Source organism: Streptomyces sp. HUAS ZL42, assembly GCF_040782645.1.
Taxonomy (GTDB): Bacteria; Actinomycetota; Actinomycetes; order Streptomycetales; family Streptomycetaceae; genus Streptomyces.
On record NZ_CP160403.1, the window covers coordinates 6,756,030 to 6,772,403 of the forward strand.

Sequence of the window (16,374 nt, forward strand, 5' to 3'; positions counted from 1 at the left end):
AGGGCCCCGCACCCTGGACAGGTGCGGGGCCCGATGCCGGCTCAGGAACCGGACTTGCGCTTGTTCCAGACGTCGAAGCCGACCGCGGCCAACAGGGCCAGGCCCTTGATGACCTGCTGCCAGTCGGTGCCGACGCTGAGGAGGTTCATGCCGTTGTTGAGCACGCCGAGGACGAGACCACCGATGATCGCGCCGAGGACGGTACCCACACCGCCGCTCATGGACGCGCCACCGATGAACGACGAGGCGATGGCCTCGAGTTCGAAGTTCAGGCCCGCCTTCGGCGAGGCCGCGTTCAGACGGGCGGCGACCACCAGACCCGCCAGGGCCGCGAGCACGCCCATGTTCAGGAAGACGAGGAAGGTGACCTTCTTGTCCTTGACGCCGGACAGCTTCGCCGCCGGCAGGTTGCCGCCGATCGCGTAGATGTGACGGCCGAAGACGGCGTTGCGCATGACGTAGCCGTAGCCGACCACGAGCACGCCGAGGATCAGCAGCACGATCGGCGCGCCCTTGTAGCTGGCGAGCATCAGGGTGAGGGCGAGGATCGCGGCGACGATCGCGACGAGCTTGAGCAGGAAGAGGTTCCTGGGCGGCACGTCGAGGGAGAACTCCTGCTGGCGCTTGCGGTCGCGGACCTCCTGCAGGACCACGAAGACCAGCAGGGTGATGCCCAGCAGCAGGGTGATGTTGTGGTAGTTCGTCTCCGGGCCGACCTCGGGCAGGAAGCCGTTGCCCATCTTCTGCAGCCCGTCCGGGAACGGGCCGAGGGTCTGGCCCTTCAGGAAGATCTCCGTCAGACCGCGGAAGAGCAGCATGCCCGCGAGGGTGACGATGAACGACGGTATGCCGAGATAGGCGATCAGGAAGCCCTGTACCGAGCCGGCGACCGCGCCCACGATCAGGCACAGCACCAGAGCGACGGGCCACGGCAGGTCGTGCTGCACCGTCAGGACGGCCGCGAAGGCTCCGATGAACGCCGTCAGCGAACCCACCGAGAGGTCGATATGGCCCGCGATGATGACCAGCATCATGCCGATCGCGAGGATCAGGATGTAGCTGTTCTGCAGCACCAGGTTGGAGACGTTGCGCGGCAGCAGCAGGTCCCCATCCGTCCAGACGGCGAAGAGGGCGACGATCAGACCGAGGGCGATCAGCATGCCGTACTGGCGCATGTTGCGCCGCAGACCGTCCAGCATCAGCTGCAGCAGTCCGCCGCCGGAGGGCGAACCCCCGCTCTTCCCGGGCGGCGCCGCCGCCGGGACCTTGTCCGTCACTTCGGTGCTCATCGTGTTACCTCTTTGTCCTTCGTCATCTGACGCATCAGCACTTCCTGCGTGGCCTCCGCCCGCGGAACCTCGCCCGTGAGCCGCCCGGCGGCCATGGTGTAGATGCGGTCGCACATGCCGAGCAGTTCGGGCAGTTCGGAGGAGATGAAGACGACCGCCTTGCCCTGGGCGGCCAGCTGGTCGATGACCGTGTAGATCTCGTACTTGGCGCCCACGTCGATACCGCGCGTGGGCTCGTCCAGAATCAGCACATCCGGACCCGCGAAGATCCACTTGCTGAGGACGACCTTCTGCTGGTTGCCGCCGGACAGCTTGCCCACCGGCTCGAAGACGGTCGGCGCCTTGATGTTCATGGACTTGCGGAAGCCCTCGGAGACCTGCCGCTCCTCGTGCTCGTCGACGATTCCGCGCTTGGCCACCTTGCCGAGTGCGGTCAGCGAGATGTTGCGGTTGATGGTGTCGATGAGGTTCAGGCCGTAGTGCTTGCGGTCCTCGGTGACGTACGCGATGCCGTGCTGGACCGCCTCGGCGACGGTCTTCGTACGGATCTCCTTGCCGTCCTTGAAGACCGTTCCGCCCGCGTGCCGGCCGTAGGTCCGCCCGAACACGCTCATCGCGAGTTCGGTGCGGCCTGCGCCCATGAGGCCCGCGATGCCGACGATCTCCCCGCGGCGCACATGGATCGACACGTCGTCGACCACCTTGCGCTGCTGGTCGATCGGATGGCCGACGGTCCAGTTGCGGATCTCCAGGGCCGGGGCCGCGTCCAGCTCGCCCTCGTACGCGGTGCGTTCGGGGAAGCGGTGGTCGAGGTCGCGGCCCACCATGCCGGAGATGATCCTGTCCTCCGTCGTCTCGGGCGCCTTCACATCGAGGGTCTCGATGGACTTCCCGTCGCGGATGATCGTCACCGAGTCGGCGACCTTGCGGATCTCGTTCAGCTTGTGGGAGATGATGATCGAGGTGATGCCCTGCTTCTTCAGCTCCAGGATGAGGTCGAGCAGTTTGCCGCTGTCCTCGTCGTTGAGAGCCGCGGTCGGCTCGTCGAGGATGAGCAGCTTCACCTTCTTCGAGAGCGCCTTGGCGATCTCCACCAGCTGCTGCTTGCCCACGCCGATGTCGGCGACGCGGGTCTCCGGGTGGTCGCTGAGACCGACCCGGCGCAGCAGCTCGCTGGCGTGCCGCAGGGTCTCGTTCCAGTCGATGAGCCCGCCCTTGGCGTGCTCGTTGCCGAGGAAGATGTTCTCCGCCAGCGACAGGAACGGCACCAGCGCCAGCTCCTGGTGGATGATGACGATGCCGCGCTGCTCGCTCGCCCGGATGTCCTTGAACTCGCAGACGTCTCCCTCGAAGAGGATCTCGCCCTCGTAACTGCCGTGCGGATGGACGCCGGAGAGCACCTTCATCAAGGTGGACTTCCCGGCGCCGTTCTCACCGCAGATGGCGTGGACCTCGCCCTGGCGAACGGTCAACGTGACGTCCGACAGCGCCTTCACACCGGGAAAGGTCTTGACGATCGAGCGCATTTCCAGGACGGGTCCCGCCATGGTCGTGCCTTCCAATCAGTAGGTGTCGGCGGATCAGCCCAGCTCGGCGGCGGTGTAGTAACCGCCGTCGACCAGCACCTGCTTGTAGTTGGTCTTGTCGACGCTCACCGGCTGCAGCAGGTAGGCCGGGACGACCTTCGAGCCGTTGTCGTAGGTCTTGGTGTCGTTGGTCTCGGGCTTCTTGCCGTTGAGGGCCGCGTCCACCATGTTCGAGGCGACCTTGGCCAGTTCACGGGTGTCCTTGTAGACGGTCTGCGTCTGCTCGCCCGCGATGATCGACTTCACCGAGGCCAGCTCGGCGTCCTGACCGGTGATGACCGGCAGCGGCTTGCTCGCGGAGCCGTAGCCGTCCGACTTCAGCGCCGACAGGATGCCGATGGAGATGCCGTCGTACGGCGAGAGGACCGCGTCGACCTTCTTGTTCGTGTAGGCCTTGGTCAGGATGTCGTCCATGCGCTTCTGGGCGGTGGCGCCGTCCCAGCGCAGGGTGGTGACCTTGGTGAGCTCGGTGTCGCCGGACTGGACGACGAGCTTCTTGCTGTCGATGTACGGCTGGAGCACGCTCATCGCGCCGTTGAAGAAGTACTTGGTGTTGTTGTCGTCGTTGGAACCGGCGAACAGCTCGATGTTGAACGGGCCCTTGCCGCTCTTCAGGCCGAGCTTGTCGACGATGTAGTTGGCCTGCAGCTCGCCGACCTTCGTGTTGTCGAAGGACGCGTAGTAGTCGACGTTCGGCGTGCCGAGGATCAGACGGTCGTAGGCGATGACCGGGATCTTGGCGTCCTTGGCCTGCTGGAGGACGTTGTTCAGCGACTTGTTGTCGATCGCCGCGACGATCAGCGCCTTGACGCCCTGCGTGATCAGGTTCTCGATCTGCGAGACCTGCTGGTCGGGGTCGTCCTCGCCGAAGACCAGCTTGGTCTTGTAGCCCTTGGACTGAAGGTCCTTGACGACGTTGTTGCCGTCGGCGATCCAGCGCTCGGACGACTTGGTCGGCATCGCGATGCCGATGGTTCCGCCCTTGGCGCTGCCCGAGTCCTCGTTGCTTCCACCCTCGCTGCTCTGGCCACAGGCGGTCAGGGTGAGGGCGAGGGAAGCGGCTCCGGCTATCGCGGTGAGGGCAGCTCTGCGAGTACGCATGGTCATCATCCTTGATGTGTGTGCAGGGCTCGGTCTGCGGGGCGCAGACGCCGGAGGGCGGTGCAGGGAGAGACCGAGAAACAGATGTGTGGGATTGTGCGCGACTGTGTCGTCTTTTGCGCGAGATGTTTCCGGAACGTTATGGCGAAATCTCGAACCGGTTGAGGTTGCCGGGCAGTCGCGAACCGAGCGGCGCCATGTCGCCGTCCGCTCCGTGCCGCGCCAGCAGATCCAGGGCGAGCCGACCGCGCCGTACCCGTTCCCGGGCGGTGGACAGGGTCAGGTCGCGCAGGTGGTGACCGTAGGGATAGATCCCGGAGGTCTTGGACAGGCCGAACTTCAGGTAGAGCGGTGCGCCGCGGCGGATGAGCTCGGCGACCTCGTACATCCGGACATAGCCGCCGAGATCGTCGGGGGCCTCGATGTACATGTCCATGGGAGCGCCGGACACCCGGCGGATCTCGGTGAGGTGATCGAGCGTCAGGTCGCTGGGCACGTTGAGGGAGTCGGCGCCCAGCCGCTCGTACACCGCGTACGCGGCCGGGTTGACCGGACCGATCAAGGCGGACACCTTGAGCGTGGTGTCGGCCGGGATGATGCCGGCCACACGCGCCCGGTGCAGTGTCCACAGCACGCCCTCGTCGGCGACGAGGAGGCACTTGACGCCCAGCTCCGTTGCCCGGACGGCGTCTTCGACGCAGCCGGCGACCGCGTTGTGGCCTCGGGCCCGAAGGCCTCCGCCGCCCGAGTCGGTGCGCACGGAGCCGCCGATGTCCCACGTGCCGCGCGGGCCGGTGAACAGGCAGAGCTCGATGTCGCGTTCGCTGGTGGACTCGACCATCTCGATGATCTCGGAGTCGGTCAGCATCCACACGCCGGAGCCCTGGCTGATCCGGTGGATCGGCACGTCGAGGCGTGAGGCCTCCTTCAGGACGACGGCCAGCGCTTCGGGACCCTCGCACGAGGGGATCTCGGTGCGCCAGCGGCCGCCGCCCGGGAAGGCGTGGGGCGAGGCGTCGGCTGGGTCGAGGGCGGGCAGGCTCAGGCCGAGCGCGGTGAGCGCCTGCTCACCCGGTCGACGGGCTGCCTTGGCGGGAGCGTCGGTCACAAGCTGTCCTTCTTGTTCGATATTTCGGTCGAAGTTCGCGGCTCTAGGCGTGCGGGGTCTTGGGTGTACGCCGGTACGGAGGCCGTCAGGTTGCCCCCGTACCGGCGTACGTCTAGGGGCGGAGCAGGACTTTGCCCACCTTCGGATCGTCGGACCCCACCAGCTCGATGGCCTCGGAGAACTCGGCCAGCGGCAGCTCGTGCGTGACCAGCGGAAGCGGATCGAGCAGCCCGGTCCCGAACACCCGCACCGTGTGCGCCCAGGCGTCCGGCGCTGCCCCGAAGACGGTGTGCACCTGCAACTGCCGTACGACGAGGTCGGTGGGGTCGAGACCCTCGGCGCCCGGCGCCGGGATCCCCGTCAGGACCAGACGTCCGCCGCGCCTGAGCATGGAGGCTGCGGTGGTTGCGGCGGACGAGGAACCGGCGGTCTCGACCACGACGTCGAAGTCGCCGGGGAGCTCCTGGTCCTTGGTGCGGAAGTCGGTGGCCCCGAACTGGCGGGAGAGCGTCTCCCGGTCGTTCCGCGTGCCCACGACGAGCAGCTCGGCCGGCGATCCCGCCTTCAGGAACTGGACGGCGAACATCCCCAGCGTGCCCGTGCCGACCACGGCGACCCGCTCACCCGGCCGGGCGTTCGCCTTGATCGCGGCGGCCGCGATACAGGCGGCCGGCTCGAGCAGGGCGGCCGCGGTGAGGTCGGCGTCGTCCGGGAGGGCGTGCAGCAGTCGGGCCGGCAGGGTGAGTGTGGTGGCCATCGCACCCGGCTGGGTGAACCCGGTCTCCTCGTACCCGGCCGTGCACAGCGTCGTCTCGCCCGCGTGGCAGCGGTGGCAGACCTGGCAGTTGCGAAAGCCCTCGCCGACGGCCTTGCGGCCGACGAGCGACTCCGGGACGCCCGTGCCCACGCTCTCGACGGTCCCGGACCACTCGTGACCGGGCGTGATCGGATAGCGGACGTAGCCCTCGGGTCGGGTGCCCTGGTAGATCTCGCGGTCGCTGCCGCAGATGCCGACGGCGTGGACCCGGACCAGCGCCTCGCCGGCGTCGGGTGGCCGTGGGTCCTGGGCGACGAGCTGGTGCGAGCCCGGCGCCGCGATGACGACGGCGCTGCTCACTCCTCGGTGCCCTTCGGCTTGCGCTGCTCCCAGCCCTCGGCCCACAGGTCGAAGCGGGCCTGCTGCTGCGGGAACTCGGCCGCCGCGTCGGTGTCCAGCTCGACGCCGAGGCCGGGTGCGTCGGAGAGGTGGAAGTAGCCGTCGACGACCTGCGGGGCGCCCTTGACGACCTTCTTGATCTCCGCGTCGGCGAAGTCGTTGAAGTGCTCGAGGATCTTGAAGTTGGGGGCGGTGAAGCCGACCTGGAGGGAGGCCGCGGTGAGCACCGGGCCACCGACGTTGTGCGGCGCGACCAGCATGTAGTGGGTCTCTGCGGTCGCGGCGAGCTTGCGCGTCTCCCAGATGCCGCCGATGTGGCCGACGTCCGGCTGGATGATGTCCACGGCCTGGCTCTCGAAGAGCTCGCGGAACTCGATGCGGTCGTGGATGCGCTCGCCCGTGGCGACCGGCATGTCGACCTTGGCGGCGACCTTCTCCAGCGCCTTGAGGTTCTCCGGCGGGACCGGCTCCTCCAGCCAGGCGGGCTTGAACGGCGCCAGCTCCTTGGCGAGCCGGACGGCGGTGGCGGGGGAGAAGCGGCCGTGCATCTCCAGCATCAGCTCGGCGTCGGGGCCGATGGCGTCCCGGACCGCCTCGATCAGGGAGACGGCGTACAGGGTCTGCTCGTGGTCGAGCTCGAAGTGGCCGGTGCCGAACGGGTCGATCTTGAGGGCCTTGTACCCGCGCTCCATGACCTGCTGGGCGGCCTTGTGGTAGGCCTCGGGGGTCCGCTCCGTGGTGTACCAGCCGTTGGCGTAGGCCTTGACCCTGTCGGTGACCTTGCCGCCGAGTAGCTGCCAGACCGGCACTCCCAGGGCCTTGCCCTTGATGTCCCAGCAGGCCATCTCGACGACGGCGATGCCGGACATCACGATCTCGCCGGCCCGCCCGAAGTCGCCGTACTTCATCCGGCGCACCAGGTCCTCGACAGCGAACGGGTCAGAGCCGAGAATGTGATTGGCCTCGGCCTCTCGCAGGTAGCCGATCAGCGCGTCGGTGTGCCCCAGCATGCGGGTCTCGCCGATGCCCGTGATGCCCTCGTCCGTATGCACCTGCACGTAAGTCAGATTGCGCCAGGGCGTCCCGACTACGTGTGTGCTGATTCCGGTGATGCGCACGGATGCTGCCCCTAGCCGTTCGAAATTTCGTCACTCGTTCGAAATGCTGACCAGACATTAAGGATGGTGTGGCATGGGTGTCAATGGGTCGAACGAGTAACGGTTTCGACACTACCGAAAGCCGGTTTCGCGAGGATCTCGGAGAGATGGGCCGGATGCTGGGGTTGTCGGGGGGATGCCGCAAGATGGCGCGGAATGCGGGGCGTCCGTATCAAGATGCCACGCCGGAACGGCTTGTTTCCCACACAACTTTCACAGCCGCGCCTAGGAACGTTACCGATCGGGATCCTAGTCTTCCCGCGTCATGGACTTCTGCCACCCGTGCCGACGGCACCTCAATGGCGCCCTCGCATGCCCGGGGTGCGGCACACCAGTCGAAGAACTCCGTACGTATGCGGAGGAGTCAGACATGTCTCCGCATACGGACGTTGCCGACGAACCGTACGGGAGCGAGGACTCCGGCAGTCCGGACGAGCACGAGCACGGCCGCGACGACTCGGGCGCGCCGCAGGGACGGGCTGCCCGGCGCCGGGCACAGGGGCGCCGACGGGGGCCCGGCCGGGAAGCCGACGAAGAGGCGACGGGGCCGGTCGGCGGTGCCGGGACGAGCCGTCGCGACCGCAAGGCCGCGGCCCACCGCCGACGCCGACGGCGCACCATCCTGATCACCGCGGGCCTCGTCCTCGCTGCGGGCGGCCTGAGCCTCGCGGAACTCGGCGTCGACGCGCCCTTCTCCACCTCCAAGCCTCCCGCGGCCGGGGGCGCGAACGCCGAGGGCGGTACGTCGTCGGAGGCGGAGGAGACGGCACAGCCCCCGGACGACACGACGGGCAGGGGTACCGGCTCGGAGTCCCCGAGCGCCTCGGCCTCCGTGTCGGCCTCGAAGTTCCCGTCGCCCTCGGCGTCGGAGAGCACCGGCAAGGCCAACGAGTCGGCGCCCGCGGGCACCTCGCCGGCCACGCCGGCTGAGGGTCCGACGGCGACGAGCCCGGGCCGGACTTCCAAGCCGTCCTCGGATCCGACGACGGCGAACCCGGATCCTTTGCCGTCCCGGACGTGCACGCGGTTCCTGTGGTGGTGCACGTAGGGATCTTGCTGGTCACCGCCGGTCGGGACGACCTGCGTGGGGGCCTTCGCCGTCAGGCGCGTTATTCAACCGTGACGACCATCTGCGGCAACCCTCTTGACCGCCATGAATTGTTAGCGCTCACAATAGCCCCCGCAATCACCGGTCGGCGTTCAGCGCCAGCAAGGGAGGTACGGGCGTCGTGTCAACAGTGCCCCAACTCGCCCTTCCCGCCTGTGCCGTTGGTCTCTTCGGAATCCCGGAGTGAAGCCCGCGGTACGGCAACAACCACTCACATCACAGGACTTATCGGCAGACGAGCGCCAGGGGGGTGCGGCCGTGGCGGACAGCCAGCTCCGACCGCCTACCATGGCGGACGTGGCACGCGTGGCCGGCGTGTCCCACCAGACCGTGTCCCGCGTGCTGGGGGGCCACCCCAATGTGCGGGACGCGACACGGGCCAGGGTGCTGCGTGCGATCGAGGAGATGGGCTACCGCCGCAACTCCTCCGCACGGGCCCTGGCGACTCGGCGCACCCGCACGCTGGGTGTGATCGCCTCGGACACCACCCTCTACGGACCGGCCAGTACGCTGTTCGCGCTCGAGGAGGCGGCGCGCGCCGAGGGATATCTCGTCTCGACGGTCAGTCTGCGTGAACTGACCATGGAGACGCTGTCCGAGGCCCTGGACCACCTCAGTGAGGGCGGGGTGGAAGGCGTGGTCGCCATCGCTCCCCAGCGATCGGCGGTGGACGCCCTGGCCGAACTCCGCTGCCCCTTCCCGGTGGTGGTCGTGGGCAGCGGGACCGGTGACATCCCCAGTGTCACTGTGGACCAGCACCTGGGGGCGAGGTTGGCCACTAGTCATCTGCTGGCCGCCGGTCACCGCACGGTCTGGCACCTCGCCGGGCCCGAGGGCTGGCAGGAGGCGGCCGACCGGGCCGCCGGCTGGCGGGACACCCTCGAAGAGGCGGGCGTCGAGCCGCCCGTGATGCTGCGCGGGGGCTGGAGTCCGCTGTCGGGCTACCGTGCGGGCCAGGAACTGGCCGGCTGGCTGGGCCGAGGGCTGACCGCAGTGTTCGTGGCCAACGACCAGATGGCACTGGGGGTGTTGCGGGCCCTGCGTGAGGCGGGGGTCCGGACTCCCCAGGACGTCGCAGTGGTCGGTTTCGACGACATCCCGGAGTCGGAGTTCTTCGCTCCTCCTCTCACCACCGTTCGGCAGGACTTCTACACGGTGGGCAAGCGAGGCATCGCACTGCTCCTGGAGTTGATCGAGGGCCGGGCGCCCGCCACCACGGCCCGGATCGCGATCGAACCCCAACTCGTCGTCCGCGCCAGCACTTTCCCGTACGCCGCTCAACCGGAGGGCGTACTCCACTGACGGAACACCCGGCCTCCACTGCGCAGCAGTATGGCCGATATTTCGAACAATGATCGACAGGTTGGACGCACCGCGGCCGGCTCCCAGTACCGGCGGGTTCATCCCCGGGTCGGCTCTTCAAAGGAGAAGAACATGCTCAGCAGAAGGAACTTCCTCACCGCGGCGGTCGGCGTGGCGGCGGCGGGCGGCCTGGCGGCCTGTGCCAAGAAGGACGACAGCTCGTCCGGCTCCTCCTCCGCGGGCGGCAGCAAGACGATCACGCTCGGCTTCTCCCAGGTCGGCTCGGAGAGCGGCTGGCGCAGCGCCAACACCACCTCGGTGAAGGACGCGGCCAAGGAGGCGGGCTACAACCTCAAGTTCTCCGACGCCCAGCAGAAGCAGGAGAACCAGATCTCCGCGATCCGCAGCTACATCGCGCAGAAGGTGGACGTCATCGCCTTCTCGCCGGTGGTCGTCACCGGCTGGGACGCGGTGCTCAAGGAGGCCAAGGCCGCGAAGATCCCGGTGGTCCTCACCGACCGCTCGGTGGAGACCTCCGACGACTCCCTGTTCGTGACGCTGGTCGGCTCCGACTTCACGGACGAGGGCCGGCGCGCGGCCAAGATCCTGGAGAAGGTCATCGCGAAGGCCGGCCTCAAGGGCCCCGTGAAGATCGCCCAGCTGGAGGGCACCACCGGTGCCGCCCCCGCGATCGAGCGCGCCAAGGGCTTCAAGGAGGTCATGGACGCCGGCCACGCGAGCGACTGGAAGATCGTCGTCAGCCAGACCGGTGACTTCACCCGCGCGGGCGGCAAGCAGGTCATGGCGGCGTTCCTGCAGTCCAACCCGGACATCAACGTGCTCTTCGCGCACAACGACGACATGGCCATCGGCGCCATCCAGTCCATCGAGGCGGCCGGCAAGAAGCCCGGCAAGGACATCCTGATCGTCTCGATCGACGGCGTGAAGGACGGCTTCGTGGCCATGTCCGAGGGCAAGATCAACGCCATCGTCGAGTGCAACCCGCTGCTCGGCCCCCAGCTGATGGAGGTCGTGAAGAAGGTCAAGGACGGCGAGACGGTCGAGCGCTGGATCAAGACCAAGGAGGGCGACTTCATGCAGGACCAGGCCGCGGCCGCGCTCCCGACCCGCAAGTACTGACCGACCGCACCCACCGGCAGGGAGCCTCCGTCCGACCGGCATTCGGTCGAGAGGCTCCCTGCGGGCCTGAACCAATCTCAATGAGGAGCGCTGCCATGGCAGAGCCGCGGCCCGTCCTGGAAATGGCGGGCATAGTCAAAGAGTTCCCGGGGGTACGGGCTCTGTCGGACGTCGACTTCCGGCTCTTCCCCGGCGAGATCCACGCCCTGATGGGCGAGAACGGCGCGGGCAAGTCCACCCTCATCAAGGTGCTGACGGGGGTCTACTCCCTGGACGGCGGCACGATCACCCTGGACGGGAAGTCCGTGCGGTTCGGCAGCCCGCTCCAGGCGCAGCAGGCCGGCATCAGCACGGTGTACCAGGAGGTGAACCTCTGCCCCAACCTGTCGGTGGCGGAGAACATCTTCATCGGGCGCGAGCCCACCCGCATGGGCCGCATCCAGTGGAAGCGGATGCGCAAGGAGGCGGCGGAGCTGGTCGACCGGCTCGGCCTCGACATCGACGTGACCGCCCCCCTGTCCTCGTACCCGCTGGCCGTGCAGCAACTGGTCGCGATCGTACGGTCGGTGGGCACCGGCGACAGCGACGGCCAGGGATCGGGCACCAAGGTGCTGGTCCTGGACGAGCCGACGTCCAGCCTCGACCGTGACGAGGTCCAGGAGCTGTTCCGCCTGATGCGGCGGCTCAAGGACGAGGGCGTGGCGATCCTGTTCGTCTCGCACTTCCTCGACCAGGTCTACGAGATCTGCGACCGGATGACGGTCCTGCGCAACGGCACCCTCGTCGGTGAGCACATGGTCAGCGACCTCGACCAGGTCGGGCTGATCCAGCTGATGATCGGCCACGCCCTGGACCAGCTGGAGGAGCTCCACGACCAGCAGCTGCGCTCCGACGTCGGCGAGGTGCTGCTCGACGCGGACGGCCTCGGGAGGACCGGCGGTATCGCCCCCTTCGACCTGGAGATCAAGAAGGGCGAGGTGGTCGGGCTCGCCGGCCTGCTCGGATCGGGCCGGACCGAACTCGCCCGGCTGCTCTTCGGCGCCGACCAGCCGGACAGCGGCAAGGTGTCCATCGGCGGCAAACAGGTCTCGATGAGCGCCCCGAACGACGCGATCGGCGCCGGCGTCGCGTTCTGCTCCGAGAACCGCAAGACCGAGGGCCTCGTGCCCGAGCTGACGGTGCGGGAGAACATCATCCTGGCCCTTCAGGCCTCCCGTGGCTGGACCCGCCCCATCCCGGTCGCGCAGCGCGACGAACTCGTCGCCAAGTACATCAAGGCGCTGGACATCCGCCCCGCCAATCCCGAGGCCAGGGTCGGCCAGCTCAGCGGCGGCAACCAGCAGAAGGTGCTGCTGGCCCGCTGGCTGATCACCCAGCCCAAGCTGCTGATCCTGGACGAGCCCACGCGCGGCATCGACATCGGAGCGAAGGCGGAGATCCAGAAGCTGGTCGTCTCACTCTCCGAGGACGGCATGTCCGTCCTGTACATCGCGGCCGAGCTCGAGGAGGTCCTCCGGCTCAGTCACACCATCGGGGTGCTGCGCGACCGCCGGCTGGTGGCGCAGATCGCCAACGGGCCCGAGATCACCACGAGCCGGATCCTCGAGACCATCGCGAGCGGAGAGCACCAGTGACCACCTCTTCCCGATTGCGAGCGCTGACCCGCCACAACCTGTTCTGGCCGGTGGCGGTTCTTGTCCTCCTGCTGCTCGTCAACGTTCCCTTTACGCCAGACTTCTTCTCCGTCCGGATGTCGGACGGCCACCTGTACGGCAGCCTCGTCTCGATCGTGCTGTTCGGATCGCCCCTCATCCTGGTGGCGGTCGGCATGACCCTGGTCATCGCCACCGGCGGCATCGACCTCTCCGTCGGCGCCGTGGTCGCCATCACCGGAGCGCTGGCCTGCTCGTACATCAGCGACCAGGCCGACCAGGGCGCCATGTCCGGAGTACTGCTCGCCATGGGCCTGGGCCTGCTGGCCGCGGTCGTCTGCGGCCTGTGGAACGGCTTCCTGGTCGCCAGGATGGGCATCCAGCCGATCATCGCCACGCTGATCATCATGGTCGCCGGACGCGGTCTCGCCCAGCTGATCACCGATGGCCAGATCATCACCATCAACAGCGAGCCGTACAAGCTGATCGGCGGCGGCTACTGGCTGACGCTGCCGTTCTCCATCTTCGTGGTGGCCGTGGTCGTGGCCGTCACCGTGGCGCTGACCCGCCGCACGGCGCTCGGGCTGCTCGTCGAGTCGGTCGGCGGCAACGCCGAGGCCAGCCGCCTGGTGGGCATCAGGTCCCGGCGCATCAAGATCATGGTGTACGTCTTCTGCGCGCTGTGCGCCGGTATCGCGGGCCTGATGATCAGCTCCAACACCTCGGCGGCGGACGGCAACAACGCCGGTCTGTGGATCGAACTCGACGCGATCCTCGCCGTGGTGATCGGTGGCACCTCGCTGCTCGGCGGCCGGTTCTCCATCGGCGGCACGGTGGTCGGTGCCCTCGTCATCCAGACCCTGACCACCACGATCTACACCATCGGTGTGCCGACCCAGACCAACCTGGTCTTCAAGGCCGCCGTCGTCATCGTCGTCTGCCTGCTGCAGTCCCCGAAGTTCCGCGCCAAGATCTTCGGTGCCAGGTTCGCCGCCAGGTTCGGCGCGAAGACAGGCGCCAAGCCGGCCGCGGCCCCGGCGGACCCCGCCTCGGCGACCGAGGCCGCTCCCAAGATGGAGGTGTCGTGATGAGCACGACCACCCAGAGCCCCACGGCCGCCTCGGACAGCCGTACCCCGTCCAAGGCGGCGCGTCTGCTCGCCGACCGGCGCCTGCCCGTCGCGGCGACGGCCCTGCTCTTCCTCGTGATGTACGGCGTGGGCCTGGGCCGGTACCAGTACTACGGGTTCGCCGAACCGCAGGTCTTCCTGAACCTGTTCATCGACAACGGCTATCTGCTGGTCGCCGCGGTCGGTGTCACCTTCGTCATCCTGTCCGGGGGCATCGACCTGTCGGTCGGCTCGATGATCGGCTTCACGACGATGTTCACGGCGTGGCTGGTGGAGCGCCAGGGACTGCCGATCGTGGTCGTGATCCCCATGGCGCTGGCCGTGGGCGCCTTCGGCGGATTCCTGATGGGCTATGTGATCCACAACTTCGAGATCCAGCCCTTCATCGTGACCCTCGCCGGCCTCTTCCTCTTCCGGGGCCTGTGCCTGGTCATCAGCAAGGAGTCGATCTCCATCACCGACTCCTCGGTGAGCAGCATGGCCCAGGCGCAGGTGTCGCTGGGGATGGGCTTCCTGTCGATCGGCGCGATCGTCTCGCTGGTCGTCCTCGCCGTGGCGTTCTACGTCCTGCACTACACCCGCTTCGGGCGCCGGGTGTACGCCATCGGCGGCAACGAGCAGTCGGCCCTGCTGATGGGTCTTCCGCAGGGCGGCACGAAGATCGCCGTGTACACGGTGAGCGGCTTCTGCTCGGCCCTGGCGGGCCTGCTCTTCACCCTCTACATCCAGTCCGGTGACCCGCTGCACGCGACCGGTATGGAACTCGACGCGATCGCAGCGGTCGTCATCGGCGGCACCCTGCTGACGGGTGGCTCCGGCTATGTTCTGGGCACCCTCTTCGGTGTCCTCGTCCTGGGCCTGATCAAGAGCATCATCCAGTTCGAGGGCACGCTCAGCTCCTGGTGGACGAAGATCGCCACCGGTGTGCTGCTGTGCGCGTTCATCCTGGTCCAGCGTGCCATGACGGCCCGTAAGAAGACCTGAGCCGAAAGGGACGTTCCAGTCCGGAGCGGTCCGGGGCACGCACGCCGTGCCCCGGACCGCTTGCGTTTGTCAGTTCGAGCGGGCCGGGTTCAGCATCCGCCGCAACAACCCCCGCATCACCAGCCGTTCCTCTTCGCTGAGCCCGGCCAGCGGCTCGCGGGCGAAGTGCAGGGACTCGCGCAGGCTGCGGGCGACGCGGCGGCCCTCATCGGTCGCCGCGGCCAGCTTCACGCGGCGGTCGGCCGGGTCCGGGCGGCGTTCGACCAGGCCGCGGGACTCCAGGCGGTCGACGATCCCGGTGACGTTCGACGGCTCGCACTTCAGCTTCTGGGCCAGCTTGCGCATCGGCAGCGGCTCCAGGGACAGAAGACTCAGCAGGCGCGCCTGCGCGCCGGTCAGCGCGTGCTCGCCGGCCGCGGTCTCGTAGTCATCGTAGAAACGGGCCACAACCTCGCCGATGAGCTCGACGACTTCCATGGTCAGTGCGTCGGGACGATGGGTCTTCTGCGGAGTGGCCATGCGCTCCAGGGTACCCCGTTACTTGACATCATGAAATATTCAGGCGCATGGTTGTTTCAGATGCTGAAGTAAATCGAAAGGCGTAGTCATGATCAACCGCGAATGGCACCTGCTCAGCCGCCCGGTCGGCTGGCCGAAGCCCGAGGACTTCGCCCTGGTCGAGGCGGAGGTCCCGACGCCGGGCGAGGGTCAGGTGCTGGTGCGGAATAAGTACCTCTCCGTCGACCCGTACATGCGCGGCCGCATGAGCGCCGCCAAGTCCTACGTCGCCCCCTTCGAGCTCGGCAAGGTCATGCAGGGCGGCGCGGTCGGCGAGGTCGTGGCCTCCAACGCCGAGGGCGTGGCCGTCGGCGACCACGTACTGCACTTCTTCGGCTGGCGCGAGTACGCCGCGGTGGACGCGAAGAACGCCGTCAAGGTCGACCCCGAAGCCGCGCCCCTCTCCACGTATCTCGGCGTCCTCGGCATGACCGGCCTCACCGCCTACGCCGGCCTGCTGCGCACCGCCGCCTTCAAGGAGGGCGACTCCGTCTTCGTGTCGGGCGCGGCGGGCGCCGTCGGCAGCCAGGTGGGCCAGATCGCCAAGCTGAAGGGCGCCTCGCGGGTCATCGGCTCCGCCGGCTCCGACGACAAGGTCAAGCTGCTCGTCGAGGAGTACGGCTTCGACGCGGCCTTCAACTACAGGAGCGGCCCGGTGAACGAGCAGCTGCGGGCGGCCGCTCCCGACGGTGTCGACGTGTACTTCGACAACGTCGGCGGCGATCACCTCGAGGCCGCGATCGGACAGCTCAACCAGGGCGGCCGTATCGCCGTCTGCGGCATGATCTCCGTCTACAACAACACCGAGCCGGCCCCCGGCCCGAAGAACCTCGCCCGACTCATCCAGACCCGCGGCCGCATCGAGGGCTTCCTGGTCGGCGACCACTACGACCTGCAGACGCAGTTCGTGCAGGAGGTCGGCGCCTGGGTCCGTTCCGGCGAGCTGAAGTACCGCGAGACGGTCGTCGAGGGCATCGAGAACAACCTGGAGGCGTTCCTCGGGGTCCTGCGCGGCGACAACACCGGCAAGATGATCGTCAAGCTCTGACCGGCGAGAACGGGAGCGACACCCCGTGACGCCGGTCCGCCGGCGCTCGTTGCGCA

Annotated in this window: 14 protein-coding genes; 7 read left to right on the top strand and 7 right to left on the bottom strand. The window is 67.9% G+C overall.

The features are described from left to right. Positions 1 to 41: 41 nt before the first annotated feature. The 6 genes from mmsB to ABZO29_RS30810 form a co-directional block, all read right to left on the bottom strand. On the bottom strand, positions 42 to 1,289 hold the full coding sequence (gene mmsB, locus ABZO29_RS30785; protein WP_367323427.1) for a multiple monosaccharide ABC transporter permease: 1,248 nt from the start codon (positions 1,287 to 1,289) through the stop codon (positions 42 to 44). Further along, positions 1,286 to 2,836, bottom strand: a complete 1,551-nt coding sequence (mmsA, locus tag ABZO29_RS30790) for a multiple monosaccharide ABC transporter ATP-binding protein (RefSeq protein ID WP_367323428.1) — start codon at positions 2,834 to 2,836, stop codon at positions 1,286 to 1,288. Before mmsA ends, mmsB begins: the two co-directional genes overlap by 4 nt. A 33-nt stretch (positions 2,837 to 2,869) precedes the next feature. Further along, on the bottom strand, positions 2,870 to 3,976 hold the full coding sequence (gene chvE / locus ABZO29_RS30795) for a multiple monosaccharide ABC transporter substrate-binding protein (protein ID WP_367323429.1): 1,107 nt from the start codon (positions 3,974 to 3,976) through the stop codon (positions 2,870 to 2,872). 139 nt (positions 3,977 to 4,115) lie between these two features. Next, complete coding sequence (locus ABZO29_RS30800; protein WP_367323430.1) at positions 4,116 to 5,084, bottom strand: hypothetical protein; 969 nt, start codon at positions 5,082 to 5,084, stop codon at positions 4,116 to 4,118. Between the two features lie 112 nt (positions 5,085 to 5,196). Next, positions 5,197 to 6,201 (bottom strand): zinc-binding dehydrogenase, encoded by a 1,005-nt coding sequence (locus ABZO29_RS30805; protein WP_367323431.1) that lies wholly within the window; start codon positions 6,199 to 6,201, stop codon positions 5,197 to 5,199. Further along, the gene (locus tag ABZO29_RS30810; RefSeq protein WP_367323432.1) at positions 6,198 to 7,358 is read right to left on the bottom strand and encodes a mandelate racemase/muconate lactonizing enzyme family protein; all 1,161 of its coding nucleotides are present in this window, start codon (positions 7,356 to 7,358) and stop codon (positions 6,198 to 6,200) included. Before ABZO29_RS30810 ends, ABZO29_RS30805 begins: the two co-directional genes overlap by 4 nt. A gap of 409 nt (positions 7,359 to 7,767) precedes the next feature. Between ABZO29_RS30810 and ABZO29_RS30815 the strand changes: the two genes are divergently transcribed. From ABZO29_RS30815 to yjfF, 6 genes are all read left to right on the top strand, one after another. Beyond that, the gene (locus ABZO29_RS30815) at positions 7,768 to 8,445 is read left to right on the top strand and encodes a hypothetical protein (RefSeq protein WP_367323433.1); all 678 of its coding nucleotides are present in this window, start codon (positions 7,768 to 7,770) and stop codon (positions 8,443 to 8,445) included. Between the two features lie 318 nt (positions 8,446 to 8,763). Further along, positions 8,764 to 9,807 carry a LacI family DNA-binding transcriptional regulator gene (locus tag ABZO29_RS30820; RefSeq protein WP_367323434.1) on the top strand — a complete coding sequence of 348 codons (1,044 nt, stop codon included), beginning with the start codon at positions 8,764 to 8,766 and terminating at the stop codon, positions 9,805 to 9,807. Between the two features lie 132 nt (positions 9,808 to 9,939). Continuing rightward, positions 9,940 to 10,947: an ABC transporter substrate-binding protein gene (locus ABZO29_RS30825; protein ID WP_367323435.1), complete on the top strand. Its 1,008-nt coding sequence runs from the start codon at positions 9,940 to 9,942 to the stop codon at positions 10,945 to 10,947. A 95-nt stretch (positions 10,948 to 11,042) separates the two neighbouring features. After that, positions 11,043 to 12,581: a sugar ABC transporter ATP-binding protein gene (locus ABZO29_RS30830; protein WP_367323436.1), complete on the top strand. Its 1,539-nt coding sequence runs from the start codon at positions 11,043 to 11,045 to the stop codon at positions 12,579 to 12,581. Continuing rightward, positions 12,578 to 13,687 carry an ABC transporter permease gene (locus ABZO29_RS30835; RefSeq protein WP_367323437.1) on the top strand — a complete coding sequence of 370 codons (1,110 nt, stop codon included), beginning with the start codon at positions 12,578 to 12,580 and terminating at the stop codon, positions 13,685 to 13,687. The genes ABZO29_RS30830 and ABZO29_RS30835 overlap by 4 nt, the downstream gene beginning before the upstream one ends. Next, positions 13,687 to 14,712: a galactofuranose ABC transporter, permease protein YjfF gene (yjfF, locus tag ABZO29_RS30840; protein WP_367323438.1), complete on the top strand. Its 1,026-nt coding sequence runs from the start codon at positions 13,687 to 13,689 to the stop codon at positions 14,710 to 14,712. The genes ABZO29_RS30835 and yjfF overlap by 1 nt, the downstream gene beginning before the upstream one ends. Before the next feature lie 69 nt (positions 14,713 to 14,781). Here the strand turns inward: yjfF and ABZO29_RS30845 are convergent, their stop codons facing one another. Then, the gene (locus ABZO29_RS30845; protein WP_367323439.1) at positions 14,782 to 15,231 is read right to left on the bottom strand and encodes a MarR family winged helix-turn-helix transcriptional regulator; all 450 of its coding nucleotides are present in this window, start codon (positions 15,229 to 15,231) and stop codon (positions 14,782 to 14,784) included. 88 nt (positions 15,232 to 15,319) lie between these two features. Between ABZO29_RS30845 and ABZO29_RS30850 the strand changes: the two genes are divergently transcribed. Next, on the top strand, positions 15,320 to 16,318 hold the full coding sequence (locus ABZO29_RS30850) for an NADP-dependent oxidoreductase (protein WP_367323440.1): 999 nt from the start codon (positions 15,320 to 15,322) through the stop codon (positions 16,316 to 16,318). The last annotated feature ends 56 nt before the right edge of the window (positions 16,319 to 16,374 follow it).